Origin of the sequence: Acinetobacter sp. SA01 (genome assembly GCF_011319235.1) — a bacterium.
Classification (GTDB): Bacteria; Pseudomonadota; Gammaproteobacteria; order Pseudomonadales; family Moraxellaceae; genus Acinetobacter.
Map to the genome: position 1 here is coordinate 33,143 of NZ_WXXM01000004.1, position 17,167 is coordinate 50,309.

At 42.0% G+C, this 17,167-nt stretch carries 15 protein-coding genes; 10 read left to right on the forward strand and 5 right to left on the reverse strand.

Annotation, left to right across the window (positions count from 1 at the left end; all coding sequences use genetic code 11):
* Window positions 1-2 precede the first annotated feature (2 nt).
* The 5 genes from GTU69_RS05515 (at window position 3) to GTU69_RS05535 (ending at window position 6,522) form a co-directional block, all read left to right on the forward strand.
* Window positions 3-761, forward strand: a complete 759-nt coding sequence (locus GTU69_RS05515; RefSeq protein ID WP_166168837.1) for a lysophospholipid acyltransferase family protein — start codon at window positions 3-5, stop codon at window positions 759-761.
* A gap of 181 nt (window positions 762-942) precedes the next feature.
* On the forward strand, window positions 943-2,949 hold the full coding sequence (locus tag GTU69_RS05520; RefSeq protein ID WP_166168839.1) for a hypothetical protein: 2,007 nt from the start codon (window positions 943-945) through the stop codon (window positions 2,947-2,949).
* Window positions 2,950-3,037: 88 nt separating this feature from the next.
* On the forward strand, window positions 3,038-4,753 hold the full coding sequence (locus GTU69_RS05525) for an AAA family ATPase (protein ID WP_166168841.1): 1,716 nt from the start codon (window positions 3,038-3,040) through the stop codon (window positions 4,751-4,753).
* A 110-nt stretch (window positions 4,754-4,863) separates the two neighbouring features.
* Window positions 4,864-5,847, forward strand: a complete 984-nt coding sequence (locus GTU69_RS05530) for an ion transporter (RefSeq protein ID WP_086195505.1) — start codon at window positions 4,864-4,866, stop codon at window positions 5,845-5,847.
* 312 nt (window positions 5,848-6,159) lie between these two features.
* The gene (locus tag GTU69_RS05535; RefSeq protein WP_166168843.1) at window positions 6,160-6,522 is read left to right on the forward strand and encodes a hypothetical protein; all 363 of its coding nucleotides are present in this window, start codon (window positions 6,160-6,162) and stop codon (window positions 6,520-6,522) included.
* Window positions 6,523-6,587: 65 nt separating this feature from the next.
* Here GTU69_RS05535 and metE read toward each other — a convergent pair whose 3' ends face one another.
* Complete coding sequence (gene metE, locus GTU69_RS05540) at window positions 6,588-8,879, reverse strand: 5-methyltetrahydropteroyltriglutamate--homocysteine S-methyltransferase (RefSeq protein ID WP_166168845.1); 2,292 nt, start codon at window positions 8,877-8,879, stop codon at window positions 6,588-6,590.
* A gap of 178 nt (window positions 8,880-9,057) precedes the next feature.
* Between metE and GTU69_RS05545 the strand changes: the two genes are divergently transcribed.
* A complete protein-coding gene (locus GTU69_RS05545; protein ID WP_086195502.1) occupies window positions 9,058-9,978 on the forward strand; it encodes a LysR family transcriptional regulator in 921 nt (306 codons plus the stop codon).
* A 168-nt stretch (window positions 9,979-10,146) separates the two neighbouring features.
* On the forward strand, window positions 10,147-11,322 hold the full coding sequence (locus GTU69_RS05550; protein WP_346764451.1) for an MFS transporter: 1,176 nt from the start codon (window positions 10,147-10,149) through the stop codon (window positions 11,320-11,322).
* Between the two features lie 53 nt (window positions 11,323-11,375).
* Here the strand turns inward: GTU69_RS05550 and GTU69_RS05555 are convergent, their stop codons facing one another.
* Entirely contained in the window at window positions 11,376-11,831 is a 456-nt protein-coding gene (locus GTU69_RS05555) for a DUF441 domain-containing protein (RefSeq protein WP_166169101.1), read from the reverse strand.
* Between the two features lie 136 nt (window positions 11,832-11,967).
* Here GTU69_RS05555 and GTU69_RS05560 point away from each other — a divergent pair, with 136 nt between their 5' ends.
* The gene (locus GTU69_RS05560; RefSeq protein WP_166168847.1) at window positions 11,968-12,678 is read left to right on the forward strand and encodes a pseudouridine synthase; all 711 of its coding nucleotides are present in this window, start codon (window positions 11,968-11,970) and stop codon (window positions 12,676-12,678) included.
* 3 nt (window positions 12,679-12,681) lie between these two features.
* On the opposite strand, the gene GTU69_RS05565 is transcribed toward GTU69_RS05560, so the two are convergent.
* The 3 genes from GTU69_RS05565 to GTU69_RS05575 all read right to left on the reverse strand — a co-directional run bounded on the left by GTU69_RS05565 (window position 12,682) and on the right by GTU69_RS05575 (window position 14,574).
* Complete coding sequence (locus tag GTU69_RS05565; RefSeq protein ID WP_166168849.1) at window positions 12,682-13,125, reverse strand: GNAT family N-acetyltransferase; 444 nt, start codon at window positions 13,123-13,125, stop codon at window positions 12,682-12,684.
* 92 nt (window positions 13,126-13,217) lie between these two features.
* On the reverse strand, window positions 13,218-13,553 hold the full coding sequence (locus GTU69_RS05570; RefSeq protein WP_166168851.1) for a type II toxin-antitoxin system RelB/DinJ family antitoxin: 336 nt from the start codon (window positions 13,551-13,553) through the stop codon (window positions 13,218-13,220).
* A gap of 115 nt (window positions 13,554-13,668) precedes the next feature.
* On the reverse strand, window positions 13,669-14,574 hold the full coding sequence (locus GTU69_RS05575; protein ID WP_166168853.1) for a pseudouridine synthase: 906 nt from the start codon (window positions 14,572-14,574) through the stop codon (window positions 13,669-13,671).
* 150 nt (window positions 14,575-14,724) lie between these two features.
* Between GTU69_RS05575 and tsaE the strand changes: the two genes are divergently transcribed.
* Both tsaE and mutL read left to right on the forward strand, forming a co-directional pair.
* Window positions 14,725-15,201: a tRNA (adenosine(37)-N6)-threonylcarbamoyltransferase complex ATPase subunit type 1 TsaE gene (gene tsaE / locus GTU69_RS05580; RefSeq protein ID WP_086195496.1), complete on the forward strand. Its 477-nt coding sequence runs from the start codon at window positions 14,725-14,727 to the stop codon at window positions 15,199-15,201.
* Entirely contained in the window at window positions 15,194-17,167 is a 1,974-nt protein-coding gene (gene mutL / locus GTU69_RS05585; RefSeq protein ID WP_166168855.1) for a DNA mismatch repair endonuclease MutL, read from the forward strand. The genes tsaE and mutL overlap by 8 nt, the downstream gene beginning before the upstream one ends.

A 17,167-nucleotide genomic window follows, 5' to 3' on the forward strand; every position in this document is an offset into this window, starting at 1 on the left:
TATTGCAGGTTGAGCATGATGCCAGATGGATTAAATGCCTCAGTGCGTTGTCCAAACTGTATTTCACCCCAACCTTTTTAGGGGCTGAACAGATTGATGCTACTAAACCTGCAATGTATGTCGGGAATCACACCCTATATGGGATATTTGATTCCCCGATTCTGATTGATTATTTATATAATCATCATAAAGTGGCTGTGGTCAGTGTTGCTGATCATGGCCATTTTTATTTGCCGGTTTGGCGTACCCTGTTTAAGAAATTCGGTGCTGTCGATGGTGAAAAAGCCTATATTCGTGCAGCGATGCAGCAAGGTTATTCGATTCTGGTCTTTCCCGGAGGCGGGCGGGAAGTTTTAAAAAGAAAGGGCGAAGCTTATCAGCTGATCTGGAAACAGCGTTATGGTTTTCTAAAACTCGCGCAAGAATTTAACTATGATATTGTGCCTTTTGCGGCTTTAGGAGGCGATGAAGTTTTTGAGCTGGGATTCGATGCCAATCGGATTATTGAAAGCGCGTGGTTTCAAAAATTGTTAAAGTTGCCGCAACTGGATAAATTGTTGCGTCATGGTGATGTCATTCCATCCTTGCCTAAAAGTATCATTCCGAAGCGTCTGCCTTTTTATTTTCAATTTATGCCGCGACAAAGCTTGATGAATATCAAAAATACGGAACAATTAAAAGATTTTCGTGATCAGATTCAGCGGCAAATTTATGCAGGTTTAGACGATTTAAAACGACAACGTGACCACAGAGAAGTTTGACTAGGTTGGGCCTGTATTTCATTTCCACAAGTATAAATGGATGAAGCAATGATTGAGTTTTAGAAATTGATCAGGCAAATTTGCTTAAATTTTGAACTCAGCATACAGTATCTTTACTAGATTACTATATGATTAACATGATTAAATTCATCTTAGGATGATTATTCAATTTGAGGCGAGTATGGAACAGGATCGTTTAGTACCGCAATATCAAGGGATTGCGAAACAGTTACTCAGAATTTCTAAAAGTCTAAATGACATTTTTCAAGATCAGCTCAAGATTGTCAGTGGGCTGAATGCACAAAATATGTTTCGTATTGATCAGGAATGGCATACGGTACAAGTGGCCAATGGTCTGTTTCAGTTACAATTTTATGCCCCTGACTCTGCGCAGAAAAGCATTTTGCATGGTGATTTCACTTATCTTGGACAAAAAGCTGAACTACTGGAAGAGTTTATCCTTCATGATCTGTACTTTCTCACCAATGACTTAAAGCCGCAACATTCACTCTATTTGCGTCAAAAAGCCCAACAGCTGCGGCAGATACTGCTTGATCAGGTGTATTTGTGGGTGCAGGGCACCGAGCGGGTAAGGGCGTATCTGAAAAATCTTTCGCTGCTTGAAGCTGAAATTATTGATCAGCTGATGATGAAGGCAAACATTTATTCTTTTGCTGTTTTAACAGATTATGTCATGAATAGGACTGCATTGCCTGAAACGCTCATCCAGTTTTTACAAGAGATGTGTTCCATTCAAAAGGTGTACGGAGATGAATTTTTACCCTTGCAACCTTTAATGGAAGCGCTGGATGAGTTTTGTTTTAGCGCTCCGCAGTTTTTACCTGTGGCCATGTACCGCATTATGGCACTTTCATTTGAAGAGCGTTTTAACTTGCATGAGTTAATGGAACATCAGGATGATATCCATTTGCTCTATCGGCATGCCCAGGAACAGCCTGCCTTGCTTGGCTTTGTGCGTTTAATGCGGCGTGAGCTCTGGCAGCGTGATAATTTACTCTCAAAACATAATTTTCTGCATTGCTCGACTGTAGTCTGGCAAAAAAAAGTCGCAAAATTACCGTTATTTGATTATCCACGTGCGGCAAACTGGCTGTTTAAACAGTCTGCCGAGGTTCTGGACTGGCTGAGCCGTAATATTCAGCAAAGCAGTGTCCGGGTAGCAGTCACGGCATTCAGTTTTATCGATAGCAGTCAGGTTCACCCCCAGGTCATTCTGGCAACTTTACAGTACTTTCAGCATTGTTCAGCACGCATGTTTATTCATAGCTGTCATTATTTTGCCATGCAGGAAGCCTGGTTTGAGCATGAATATAATCAGAGTATGATGCTTAAAGGGCAGAGCCAGTCTCTGGAAGACCATTGCATTGCCATCAGTCCTTCCATTTTGTATCTGGATGAATGGATGGACTTAATGCGCAATGTCACACAAGGCAATGAGCAAACAGTCAAGAAAATCTATGTGCGCTTAAGTCGGGTGATGCAGGCCTATATGTTGTACCTGCACAAAATAACCCGGGTTTTCGGCAATGATTTAATGGCTTATATCCGACCAGAAACCCATCAGAATCGCGAATTTTATAGCATATTGCAGCACTACAAAATGCGGCAGGATGAGTTCCGGCAGATTTTTTATCTGCGTGGTCGAAATATCAGGGTGTCGGTGTTCGACTCCTATGTGCGAGATTATCTGGTTGAATTTTTTAAGGATAATAAGCCTGTAGCGAAAAATACCAGCTGGATCGGGTTTTATCATCAGGCCACAGATTGGCATAATCACATCCAGAAGCGGGAAATTATCAGCCAGCTCAAGAAAAATTATGCAGTGTCGGTATGGCAACCTTTAATGCCGGAAAAAGTCATGCACTTTTCCAGCTGGAGCTTTGAAGAATTGACAGATCTGGACCGTCTTATTGAAGAGTCGCAAAGATGTCAGAATTGTCTGGCAGCAAGCTATGCACAGCGGATTATGGAAAGAGAGTATGTGGCTTTTCATATGGTTTCGCAAACCGGCAAGCTGCATATGACCTTAGGCTGCTACCTGCGCGAAGGTCAGCTGATCTATGACCAGCTGGAATATCCGCATAATAGAAAAACCGAATATCTTTTTGTCAATATTGCGTTGCAATTTATCTCCTGGTTAAACCAGCAGTTTGCGCCGTTTAAGTGACAGTGGCTGTCGCTAAACTTTTTTCTGGGCTTAACTTTTAAGGAAAAAATCGGTAGGCTATAGCCGTTAATTTACGGTTATAGGTCTTATGAAACAAGAAACTGCACTCAAGCTTTTGAAAGCCGGCGAAAATGTCTTTTTAACAGGTTCGGCTGGTGCAGGGAAAACCTATACACTCAATCAGTACATTAATTATCTGAAAGCCCGTAAAGTGCCAGTGGCCATCACGGCATCTACAGGAATTGCAGCAACCCATATGAACGGCATGACCATTCATACTTGGGCCGGTATTGGCATTAAAGATTTTTTGGCTGATGCTGACCTGAAAAATATGAAAGAGCGCAAGTATCTGAAAGAGCATTTGGAAAATGCCCAGGTGCTGATTATTGATGAAATTTCCATGTTGCATGCCAAGCAGCTGAATCTGGTCAATCAGGTTTTAAAATATTTTAAAGAAAGTGATGAAGCCTTTGGCGGGATTCAGGTCATCGTTGCTGGCGATTTTTTCCAGTTGCCACCAGTAGGTAAAAATGAAGAACGTAACCGGGATAAATTCTGTTTTATGTCGGATGCCTGGGTCGAAGCCAAATTTCGGGTCTGTTATCTGACTGAACAGCACCGTCAGGGTAATGACTATTTAAATGATATTTTAAATGCCATTCGCAACCAGAGTATAAGTGCCGAACATCTTCAGGCTTTGGAGCAGACCCGCCAGCAGAACGTGGGAGAAACCTTTACCCGTTTATATACCCACAATATGGATGTGGATAGCATCAACTTTAAGCATCTGAATGCGATTGATGCTGAAAGCAAGCAGTTTGACGCCATCTGTGATGGTAATGACAAGCTGATTGAAACCCTAAAATCTTCCGTTCGTGCGCCTGAAAATCTGACCTTAAAGAAAAATGCCAAAGTGATGTTTGTTAAAAACAACTTTGATATGGGCTATATCAACGGCAGTCTGGGCGAGGTCATTGGCTTTGAAGAAGATGATGAGTACGGCATTTTACCCAAGGTAAAATTGACCGACGGTACGGTACTGCTGGTGGAACCTGAAACCTGGTCAGTCGATAATGATGCAGGTAAAACTATTGCCAGTTTTCAGCAGATTCCATTACGTCTGGCTTGGGCCATTACTATTCATAAGTCGCAAGGCATGACGCTGGAAGCAGCCGAGATTAATCTGGCCCATACCTTTGAGAAAGGTCAGGGTTATGTGGCGTTGTCGCGTTTAAAAGCATTAAGTGGCTTAAAGCTGCTGGGTATGAATGAACAGGCTTTGGAGCTGGACAGTTTGGCCATTAAGGCCGATCGCCGTTTTCAGGAACTGTCTGAAGAAGCTGAAAACCACTTCCAACTGATTGATTTAACACCGCAGCATAAAGCTTTTATCCGTCACTGTGGTGGTACCTTGAATGAAGCTGAAATTCAGCGTAACGAGAAGAAAATTGCCAAAAGTGGCGGCAAAACCAATTATGCGACAGCTACACTGGATGAAACTCGTGAATTGTTTGAAGAGGGTTATGAAATTCAGGATATTGCCGTTGAGCGTGGCTTGACTCCTGCGACCATTATCAATCATTTGGCGAAATTACATAAAGAGCAGGGCTTGGACATTTCCGTGGCTCATCCGGGGGATGAAGTGGTGGAACAGGTGCGTAAAATTTATAAACGCTTGATGAAACGTCAAAGTCCTGAAAACTTTAGTGAGGATGGTGCAATTAAGCTGCGTCCGATTGTAGAAGCGACCAGTCCACGTATGGGCTATGACCAAGTACGTTTAGCTTTGCTTTTTGTTGAATAAATTGAAATAAAGTAAAATGAATGCGTGATGAGGGCTTCTTGGCTTGTCACGCATTACATCTTTTCCAACTTGGGTTAAACTACAGCCTTTAAATTACAATATGTACGGCTATGGCATTTAGCACGTGGTATACACTAAGAAGATTCGTTTATAACAATTTACATAATGAAGACTACGAAACCAGGTTTAGTCGGACGATCAACTATTTTTTAATTTTATTGATCCTTGGTAATGCGGCAGCCATATTATTGGAGTCGGTAAATGATGTGTATCAATCCTATGCGGCATTTTTCGATTTTTTCGAATACTTTTCTATCTTTATTTTTTCGCTTGAATATTTACTCCGTTTTTGGTCAGTTGCCGAAGAAAATCCATTTTACAGTGCCTGGAAGAATCGCCTGAACTGGGTCAAAAGTGGTGCAGCAATCATTGATTTATTTGCCATCTTGCCGGCTTATATTAATTTCTGGGTGCCGATTGATTTACGCTTCCTGAGAATTTTACGGCTCATGCGACTGTTAAAGTTGACACGTTATTTTGTCTCCCTACAAATTCTATTGCGCGTGATTGAACGTGAAAAAGGGTCTTTTCAGGCAGTCCTCTTTATTTTAAGCATCATGATTGTGATGGCTGCCGCCTGTATTTACGTGGTCGAAAGTAAAGCTCAACCTGAGGTGTTTACTTCAATTCCAGCATCGATGTGGTGGGCGGTAGTGACCTTGACCACTGTGGGTTATGGAGATGTAACACCGATTACTCCTTTGGGGCGTTTTTTGGGCGCAATTATTACCATTTTAGGCGTGGGGCTGGCCGCTTTACCGGCAGGTATCTTGGCAACCGGCCTGACTTATGAACTGGAACAGCGTAAGCAGAATCTGGAATTAAAATTTAGAGAGTTATTGCAAAGTTCTGAAATTGATCTATTCAATGATCAGGAAAAAATAGAAAGTATGCGTAAAGAGGTGGGACTCACTTCAGAGCAAACGCGCAATATTATTTTCCAGTTGCTGCGTGAACAGCGAGAAGAAGCATTGAAGCAAGAACGCGAGCAATATGCTTACTGTCCCCATTGTGGAAAAAAATTACCAGATTAAAATTAAGAGTTTATAAATCATTATTTACGGTCCTTTTGCATGCCTAAGAGGGGTCAAGCGGAAATCTTCATCCAGTTTAGAGTTGTCTTTATTGCTGAATTGAGGTGTACATAACAAATTTGAATACCTGATTTTCATTGGGTATGAACAAGAAAATGACCAAAGGGTAGTCTGATTAAATATTATTTTGAGCTGGAAAAATAGTTTGTTATGGTGTTTGGGGAATCACAACTATTTAAATAAGTTTTAAAGTTAGAAAATAGGATGATTTTTTGACTGACGAAAAAGAATAAAAATGAAAAGGAAAAATATATGCGACAGTATCAGCGAGCGGCTTTGGCTTTGGTGGTGGCCAAGCTGGAATTCGGCAATCATAAGTCAAATATTTATGATTACAATGAAAGTGCCTATTCTCAAATCAGCGGTAACGTTAATCCGGGCGAGGCAAAACTTTATGATTATCACCGATCAGCTGTTTTTGAGGGGCGAAACACCGGCCGGGAGTTTAACCTGTATGATTATGGTCATAGCGAATTTATCAGTTTAAAAAAGAAAGGCATAAAAAAATACGAAGGCTATCATTATGGCAACTCAAGTTACTACGAAATTACCATTTCTGGCTCGACCATAACACTGTATGATTTTAGTACAGGACAATATTATAATTTTAGTTAGTTCATCCTGAATTGGATGCTAAAAATAGCTCCGATAAAGGAGCTATTTTTATTGTGCGATCTGGATTATGCAGCTTGCAGCTCTTTACGTACCTCTTTGGCCATTTTCACTAGCGTTGCCAGTGCTATTTTCGTCTCAGCCCAACCACGTGTTTTTAAGCCGCAGTCCGGATTGACCCATAAACGTTCAGCAGGAATGGTTTTTAATGCACCATCAATCACGGTACGCATGTTGTCACTGGTAGGGGTACGTGGACTGTGAATGTCATACACACCTGGACCAACTGCATTGGGATAACCTTGCTCGTGGAACACCTCTAACAGCTGTAAACCTGAACGGGAAGTTTCAATCGTGATGACATCTGCATCCATCGCTGTGATTTGTGGCAGGCAGTCTTTAAAGTCTGAATAACACATGTGGGTATGAATTTGCGTATCCACACGTGCGCTGCTTGAACAGTGTTTGAACGATTTTACCGCCCAATCCCAATATTCAGCCTGATCGGCTTTACGCAGGGGTAAACCTTCACGGAATGCCGCTTCATCAATCTGGATAATTTCGACACCAGCATCTTGCAGATCAGAGACTTCCTGACGGATTGCTTCAGCCAGCTGTAAACATACTTCACGACGAGTCCGATGCACAGGAGGGAATGACCAGTTTAGAATAGTAACCGGGCCGGTCAACATGCCTTTGACAATCTTGTCAGATAAGGTATTGGCATACTCAATCCATTTCACTGTCATGGCATTTGGACGAGTGATATCCCCCACGATGATTGGCGGGCGAACACAGCGACTACCGTAAGACTGAACCCAACCAAACTTGGATAACCAGAAGCCGTTCAGCAGACCTGCAAAGTATTCAACCATGTCGGTACGTTCGGCTTCACCATGTACCAGAACATCTAGACCAAGTTCTTCTTGCTGTTGAATCGCATATGCGATTTCTTTTTTCATTGCTGCTTCATAGGCATCGTTGGTCAAATTTCCGTTATTCCAGGCTGCACGTGCTGCACGAATTTCAGCAGTTTGTGGGAATGAACCGATGGTCGTGGTCGGGATCAAAGGCAACTTCAGCTTTTCTTGTTGGGCCTTGAAACGAATTTCAAACGGTGCTTGGCGAGATTGGGCCACTAAATCAAATGGTGCATCCACAGCTTTAGAAAGTTTTTCATTTGCATAAATGTGACCGTTTGCTAAGGCGACAAGCTCCTCTAGTTTTTGGCGGGCAAAAGCAAGTTTGCCGTCTACTTCAGCAGGAATAGTTTCAGAACGCAGATCAACCGGCACGTGCAGCAATGAACAGCCCGTAGCAAGCCATAAACGCTCACCTAAAGATTTTTGTGCTGTTTGAACAATATCATTCAGGGCCACTAGGTCACTTGCCCAAACACTACGACCGTTGATTAAGCCCAAAGACAAGATTTTGTGTGTGGGTAATTGGTCAATGACTTTTTTCCAGAAAAACTCACCCACTTTTTCACGGGTAATGTCAATGTGTAAGCCTGCAACTGGGAGATTGACAGCAAGATTTAAATTGGCACCTAGAGTTTCAAAATAACTTGCCACAATCAATTTTAAACAATCATGACGTTGTAACAGATGATAAACCTGTTCAAATGCAGCTTGCCATTCTGGTGCAAGATCAAGTACTAAAGCCGGTTCATCGACCTGTACATATTCTACGCCGCGTGCTTCGAGTTCATCGAATAATGCTGCGTAAATTGGCAGCAATGCATCTACAAATTTTAAATTTGCCTGATCTGCGCTTATGTCAGCATGATCATTTCCACATTCACAGGCATGTTTTTCTGCTTCTGCTGTATTTGTATCGACAATACGGGATAAATACAGAAAGCTGACTAAACCAGGGAGTACCACTTTAAGCGGTTGATTCAATGCCTTGGCGCGATCGACTTGCGCCAGTAAATCAGAAAAATCAGCTTTAAACTGTTGTGCTGAATTTAATTCAGGTACTAAGTAGTGGTAATTGGTGTCAAACCATTTGGTCATTTCTAGTGCAGCAACATCGGTGCAGTGGGGGGCACGACCCCGTGCCAAATAGAACTGTTGATCAACTTGATTTAGCTTTTCAGCTTCTTTAAAGCGGGCTGGAATTACCCCTAAACGCACTGCATGGGTTAAAATACTGTCATAAAAGACAAAGTCACCCACAGTCACCAAAGATAAGCCGGCATCTATTTGTGCTTGCCAGTTACTTGCTTCTAGCGCTTGGGCTTTTGCTAAAAATTCTGCTTGAGTTATTTCACCTTTCCAATAGCTTTCTTCTGCAAATTTAAGTTCACGTTTTGCACCAATGCGTGGGTAGCCCAAAATATGTGTAGTTAAAGTCATGATATTTCCAGGGAGATAGATGATCTCATTTTGTTGCAACTATCATCGAACAAAAATAAAGATGAATCAAACTCATTATTTTAATGTTAAAATTATTTTTATTCATTATATGATTTTTTGCTTTTGGGCTTCGCGTACAAGGTCTCAAAAATTATGCTCTGTTGGAATGACTATTAATATGCTAGAAATTCGCCATTTAAAAACACTGACTGCTTTGCGTGAACATGGTTCACTGGTGGCTGCTGCCAATGACCTGTGTTTAACACCATCGGCCATTTCACATCAGTTAAAAGAACTTGATCACTGGTATGGGGTAGAGGTGGTCAATCGCCGTAGCCGACCGGTCACTTTTTCCAATGTAGGGCAGCGTTTGCTCAAACTGGCAGATGATGTACTGCCACAAATTCAGATTACCCAGACAGATATTACCCGTATTGTGCATGGCCAGACTGGACGTATTATTTTCTCCTCTGAATGTCATAGCTGTTTTGACTGGTTAATGCCACTGCTCAACCAGTATCGCCACTTATATCCAGATGTAGATCTGGATTTCGCTTCCGGCTTTGAAGCCAATCCACATGAACTGCTGCAAAATGCCGAATTTGACCTGTTAATTACGGCGGATCCGATTGCCTTAAAGGGTATTGAATATTTTCCGATTTTTGAATATGAATCACGTCTGGTCTTGTCGAACACTCATCCACTGGTTCGTGCAGAACGTATTACCGTGCAGGAATTGGCAGAGGAAACCCTGATTACTTATCCGGTAGATAAGCACCGTCTGGATATCATGGCGAAACTGTTTATTCCTGCCAATATTCAACCCAAACAGATCCGGACCACGGATTTAACCCAAATGCTGATTCAACTGGTGGCCAGTGGGCGAGGTATTGCTGCACTTCCAGACTGGGTGGTGAATGAATATGAACAAAAGGGATGGGTGACTTCGCGCCGTTTGGATTGCGTTTCTGCGAGTGGTTTGCGCCGGACCTTGTATGCGGGTTATCGAACTGAAGAAAAAGAAAAAAGCTATTTTGAAGGTTTCCTGAAACAACTGGAAAAATTCTCGCAAAAGCGTAATCCGTATTATTCTGCTTAAAAAATCATGCTTGAATCCTATATAGAATCAAAGCCTTATAGGGAATTTTTTCATGATCCGAGTCAATGCTAGATTGATTGTTACAAGCTCTTAGCTTATTCAAATCAACGATAAATAATCGTTTTTATTCTTGCTAGTCTAACGCTGGAATTGCCGAAGGAGAAGGTTGTGAGTGCCGTGCGTTGGCTCAGCAAAGATTTATGGATTATTGCAGCAGGATTTGTCGCTGCCATGCATGTAGGCAAGTTGCCACCCGCGGTTCCTGTACTCCAAGCCGAGTTAGGCATCAGCTTGGTGCAAGCCGGTTTTTTATTATCTCTGGTACAGGTTGCCGGTATGTGCATGGCACTCGTGCTGGGTAGTTATACCGCTAAAATTGGCTTAAAACGCTGTGTACTATTGGGCTTGAGTTTACTCGCATTCGCCAGTTTTACTGGTGGTTTTGTGCAGGAATTCCCGGCGTTGCTGGCACTGCGTGTGGTTGAAGGTTTCGGATTTTTACTGATTACCTTAAGTGGTCCTGCTTTTATCCGCCAACTGGTTCCGCTCGAGCAGTTACAAGCCAAGATGGGGCTATGGAGCGCCTATATGGGAGGCGGAATGGGAATAGGCTTGCTGTGTACGCCATTCCTGATCAATAGTATGGGCTGGCAAGGGGTTTGGATGTGTTTCGGGATATTATCACTGGCTTTGGCAGCTGTGATTTACAGGGTTATTCCCGCAGTGCAGACCCATACCCAGTCGGTTGCAATATTTGATTTAATTAAACTGACTTTAAAACATCCTCCAGCCTGGATTCTGGCCGCTATTTTTGGTGTATATGCCGGACAATGGTTGAGTCTGGTGGGATTTTTGCCCAGCATTTATCAGCAATATCAAATTCCTTTAGCCGTGGCAGGAGCCTTAACGGCAATCGTGGCGATTGCCAATGCTGTTGGCACCTTTGTGTGTGGCTTAATGTTACAGCGTGGTTTGCGGCCTCAAACTTTAGTCCAAACCGGTTTTGCCACCTTAATGGTCTGTGCCCTGAGTTTTTATCTGTTACGCGAATTCTTGCCCTTTATTCTGCAATTTATATTGGTTTTGAGCTTTTCATTATTTGGTGGTTTGGTCGCAGCGGTCGTGTTTTCTCAAGTATTAAATTTCTCCGCAAAGCCGATTGCCATTACCACTACAATAGGATTGGTCTTGCAATTTTCCGCCACATCACAATTTCTGTTGCCGCCTTTGATTGCCTCAATTGTACTGGCCACAGGTGGATGGTTTTGGGTGGGAATTTTAATGGCAAGCATGTCCCTGATTGGCATGCTTTTAACCAGAATTTTATTTCGAAAAGCTGCATAAATTGTGCAGATCAAGCCTGTCAATCATCCATTGTCAGGCTTAAGAATAAAAAATCAAGAATGACCAATAAACAGGGTTAATATCCCTGCTGCAATTAATGGACCGACTGGAACGCCGCGCAATACTGCCACACCTGCAACCGTACCAATCAGCAAGCCTGCAACCACGTCAGGCTGATTGCTCATCAGTTTGACTCCGCGTCCACCCAGCCATGCGACCAGTACGCCAATGGCGATGGCAAGTAAGGATTTCAAACCCAAGAAGGATTTTAAAATGGCATCGCCGGGAATTTTGCCACTGGCAATCGGAGTCAGAACACCAATAGTTAAAATAATGATGCCAATATTTAAACCATGTTGTTGCAGATAGGGAAAATATTCACTCAGCGGGGTAATGCGAAAAACGATCAATACACCTGCAGCAATCGTTACGGCACTATTATGGCTAAAGATACCACAGGCCAATAAAACCAACAGGACAATCAGGTTTAAATCTAGATGGGACATTATTTAAAGGGAGAAATTTATAAATCATTGCTATTGTATAAGGTTTTGATGGAAGATTTGCCCGAAAAAGCAGGAACAATAAAAATACCCCTCATTTCAGTATAGAATGCGCATTCCGTGAGAGTAAAAGGTCAGGTCTATGTTGTTGGAAAAGATGTTGCAATCCCAGGGTTTTGGTTCGCGTAAACATTGCCAGCAGCTCATTAAGAACGGAGCGATTGCCATTCAAGGGGAAGTCATCAGCAATCCAAAACATAAACTGGATTTAAAGGATTTAACTTTTACGGTCTATGGTGAAACCTTTGATTATCGGGAAAAGGTGTATATCGCCTTAAACAAGCCACAAGGTTATGAGTGTTCCCATCAGGCCACCCATCATTTTAGCGTATTCGATTTATTTGATGATGTGCTGATGAATCGTGGCTTGCAGTGTGTGGGGCGTCTAGATCAGGACACCAGTGGACTGTTGTTATTGACTGATGATGGACAATTTCTACAGGCCTTAACCCATCCAAAAAAACATGTGGCCAAAGTTTACCGTATGCAGACAGCGGATGCTGTAACAGCAGAGCAAATTCAGCAGTTAGAGCAGGGGGTGGAATTACGCAATGAATCGGGTATTTTTGCCGCGACTGATATCATTCTACTGGCTGAACATGAATTGCAGCTGACTATTCATCAAGGCGTTTATCATCAGGTCAAACGCATGCTGGCCGCAGTGGGGAATAAAGTAGAGCGATTGCATCGTCAGCAGATTGGCGCTTTGGAGTTAACAGATTTACAAGAAGGGCATTGGATCTATTTAAGCCCCGAACAGGTGGAATTAGCCAAGACAAGAATGACAGCTTAATTGTTATTTCAGGAAACAATGATAGGTTTGGAATTCATCATCTTTGACAAAACCCATTTTTTGATAAAGCTGATGGGATTGATAATTATTCTTTTGCGTTTGTAGGCTGATACGTTGAGCGTTTTCATGACGTGCAAATAAAATCGCAGTATCGATGAGCTGTTTGGCTGAACCCTGACGACGAAAAGTCGGGGTGACGTAAACATCATCCAGAATGTAATAGGTGCTACAGGCGACTGATGAAAAGCCGAGATATAACAAAATAAAACCAGTAAAAATATCATCTTTTACATGAATGAAAATGATGCTTTCCTGATTTTCAAATCGCTGCTTTAAAAATTGATAAGATACATCCATATTAGAAGAAGCACCATAAAATTGACGGTATTCATCGAATAAAACAGCAAGGGGGTGTAAATCTTCTAAAGAGGCGCGTCGTACGATCATGCGATACTCCATGCTTTTTTATAGTCTTTGCATGAAGCATACCTAAGTTTTTATGAGAATTTTTCTAAATTTTGTTTATAAATGCGACAGTGTTAAGTTTTGTCACTTTCACCCAAAATGGCATTCAATTCTTCAAAAAGGTCAAGATGGTCATCATCCAGATCAAAGTCCTGATCATGAGAAACAGCCTGTTCTGTAGAGGTGTTTGAAGGGTTTTGTTGTTGCTTTAATTTTCGGATTTTTTGCAGTTGATCAAGGTTAATATTCTGATTTTCAATAGAAAATGGAATAGATTTTGTTAAAACAACTTGTTTGAAAAATAGTCGGACTGCTTGTGCTGGCGTAATGCCCAATTGTTTAAATACTGCAAAAGCATGCTTTTTTTCTTGGGAATCCAGTCGTATTTGATAAACTTCGGTTTTTCTCATGATTTTTTAAATACGTCTAATTACTTAACTTTTCAGCATTTATTTTAATCAAATTGAATGTAATTTCAATATTCATACGTTCGTTTTACCAAAATATCTTGTAATGACAAAGATATTACAATGTTAGGTCAAAATGGGATGAAAAAGTCATGTTCTGTCCACTCAGGGGATCAATAAATGCAATATGTTTGGCTAACAGTTGCAGTGGTGCAGAAAAATCATCTTCTCTTTTATGTTGTACTGTTGGATAAAAGGGATCGTTTTTAATGGCAATGCCTAAACTACTTAAGTGCAGCCGCAGTTGGTGTTGCTTGCCGGTGGTTGGTCTTAGCTCATATTTTCCCCATGCTCTATCATGTTCGATCAGATCAATCTCTGTTTCACTATTTATTTTGCCTTCAACCACTTGCATGGTATAGAAGGGTTCACCTTTTTCCATACGATAACGTGTATAACATGGAAATGTTAAAGTGGCATGAAACGGTGCAATAGCGTGATAGGTTTTTTTCACCTCACGTTTGGCGAACATCTCCTGATAGATTGCACGGCTAGCAACCTGTTTGGAGAATAAAACCACACCGGCAGTTTCGCGATCTAAACGATGAATCGGGGTTAGAAATTCATTGCCGGTCTGTTTTTTTAATCGTACCAGCAGGGTTTCCTGTACGTATTGCCCTGTCGGACTGATGGTTAAAAAATGCGGTTTATCGATGACCAGCAAATGTTCGTTTTCAAATAAAACTTTATGTTCAAAAGGAACAGGTATTTCATGGGCTAAAAAACGGTAATAGAACACATGGCTATTTTCATTATAAGGTGCATCAACTGTTAAGATATTGCCTGCGGCATCATAAATTAAAGCATCAGTAAAACGTTGTTGCCATTCAGCAGCTTCAATATGCGGGAACTGCAGACATAGATATTGATAGACACTGTTCGGTGCAGGAGAGGTTTTAGGAAGAAAAACTTTACTTGCGCTAACACCATCAATCATGGGCGGAAGAAATTCAGTACTGGTCATGTGATTTGTCGTAGATCAATCTGCTGTGCATAAAATCACTGCTATTTACAATGAAATGCAGGAAAAGTTCCATATTTGGAAGTGTGAACATGGGCAATAAAGCGGTGCGATGCTATCATAATTGTTCTTTTGAATCTTGTCGTGAGTAATATGCAGTATTCATTTAATTTGGCTTTAAACAATGAAGACGATACCCAAAATTTAGCACAGGTTTTGGCGCAGCATTTTACAACAGGTGTAATTTATTTAATTGGTGATTTAGGTGCGGGTAAAACCACACTGACACGCTATTTTTTGCAAAGTTTAGGCCATCAAGGTGCGGTAAAAAGCCCCACTTATACCTTGGTGGAACCGTATAATATTCATGGAAAAGACATCTTCCATTTCGATTTATACCGTTTAAATGACCCTTATGAACTGGAGTTGATGGGCATTCGTGACTATTTGGAAACGCCGAATGCGCTATTTTTATTTGAATGGCCATCCAAAGGTGGCGATGAAATTCCACAGCCTGACCTGATTATCAATATTGAAAAGTCTGAAGATGAACTGACGCGTACTGCGAGTTTAAGTTTCTCGTCTGCAGCATTAAACCAAGCATTAGAGAGCCATTTTAACAATGCGTGATAATTTAAGCGAACGTCGTATTCATACCCTTAATCCTGCACTGGCGAACCAGATTGCAGCAGGTGAGGTGATTGAACGTCCAGCATCGGTGGTCAAAGAATTATTAGAAAATTCAATTGATGCGGGTGCGACGGAGCTTATTATTCGGGTTGAGCAAGGCGGCAGTACCCTGATTGAAATCATTGACAATGGTCATGGGGTTCATCCTGACGATTTGGCTTTGGCCGTCATGCGGCACGCCACCAGTAAAATCCAGACAGCAGAGGATTTACATGCCATTGTCAGCTTGGGTTTTCGTGGTGAAGCTTTGGCATCGATTGCTGCAGTGTCACGCCTGACCCTGATTAGCAGTCAAAATGATGAAGGCATCGGTTATCAGGTGGAAGTGAACGGCACAGCTTTTGATCATCAGGAAATTCAGGCGGTTGCAACACAAAAAGGCACCCATATTCGGGTACAGGATTTATTCTTTAATGTACCGGCGCGGCGCAAATTCTTAAAAAAACAGGCGACTGAATTTGGTCATATTGAAGAGATCGTGCGCCGTCTGGCATTGACCCATTTTGATATCCGGTTTGTGTTGGAGCATAACAACACTATTCGGCTGAATTTGCCGGTTGCAGATAGTGGTGAGCTGCGTTTTCAGCGAGTGCAGCAGCTCTTGGGCCGACAATTTACCGAAAATGCGTACTGGATTGATGCCGACAGTATCAATATGCGCTTGTCCGGATGGTTGGGGCATCCCTCAGATGCGCGTGCGCAGGCCGATTTGCAATATGTTTATGTGAATGGCCGGATTGTAAAGGACAAAACCATCTCGCATGCCTTGCGTATGGCCTATGATGGTATCCTGCATGGTCATCAACATCCGGCGTATTTGCTGTTTTTAGAGGTTGATCCTGAAAATATCGATGTCAATGTGCATCCAACCAAACATGAAATCCGTTTTTTAAACCAGCGTGAAGTACACGAGTTTGTACGTCATTTTGCTAAAGAAAAATTGTCTGAATTTCAAACGGCCACAGCAGAACTGGCTTCGGCCATGAAAAGGGATGAAGCAGACCAGATTGCTGCGCTGCAGCCGCAACCACGTTATCAGGAACAATTTCAACTGCATAAAGCGGTAGATGCGTATACGCCACAACCGGAAGCGCAAATTTCCACCGATTTGCTCAGTGATTTTAATGCCAGCAGTCCGCAAACGGTACATTATGCTTCATCTCAGGCTGCAAATAGCTATGCAGGTTCACAACAGCTGAATAATGCCTTGAAAAGCTATCTGGCACCGTTAAGAGAAGAAACTGATACTGTTTCTTCTCAAATCAATAGCCTAAGTAATAGTGATAATAGTGAAAAGTCGCAATCGACCTATGTAGATGAGCATCCGCTCGGAATTGCAATCGCACAGTTACACGGCATTTATATTCTGGCACAAAACTCTGAAGGCCTGATTATTGTCGATATGCATGCCGCACATGAACGCATTGTGTTGCAGCAAATGAAAGCCGCATGGGATAAGCCTGAATTCTGGACATCACAACAATTGCTGATTCCTAAAGTAATTAGTATTAGCCGTATGCAAGCCATGCGGGTGGATGATTTAAAAAGCCAGTTGGCGCGTCTGGGTTTGGAAATAGATCAATATGGCGATGAACAGGTAATTGTTCGTAGTGTTCCTGCCATTTTGCACAAGGCAGATTTTGCTGCTTTGGTTCCTGAATTGCTCAATGACCTTGATCCTAATGATGAAGTACAGGGATTGTTGCAAAAGCGTGACCAAATTTTAGCAGGTATGGCCTGTCATGGTGCTGTACGTGCGCATCGTATTTTAAGTCTTTCGGAAATGAATGCTTTACTGCGGCAAATGGAACAAACCGAATTTGCCAGTCAGTGTAACCATGGACGTCCAACTTGGCGTGCATTTCCACTTTCACAATTAGATAAACTTTTTGCTCGAGGAGAGTAG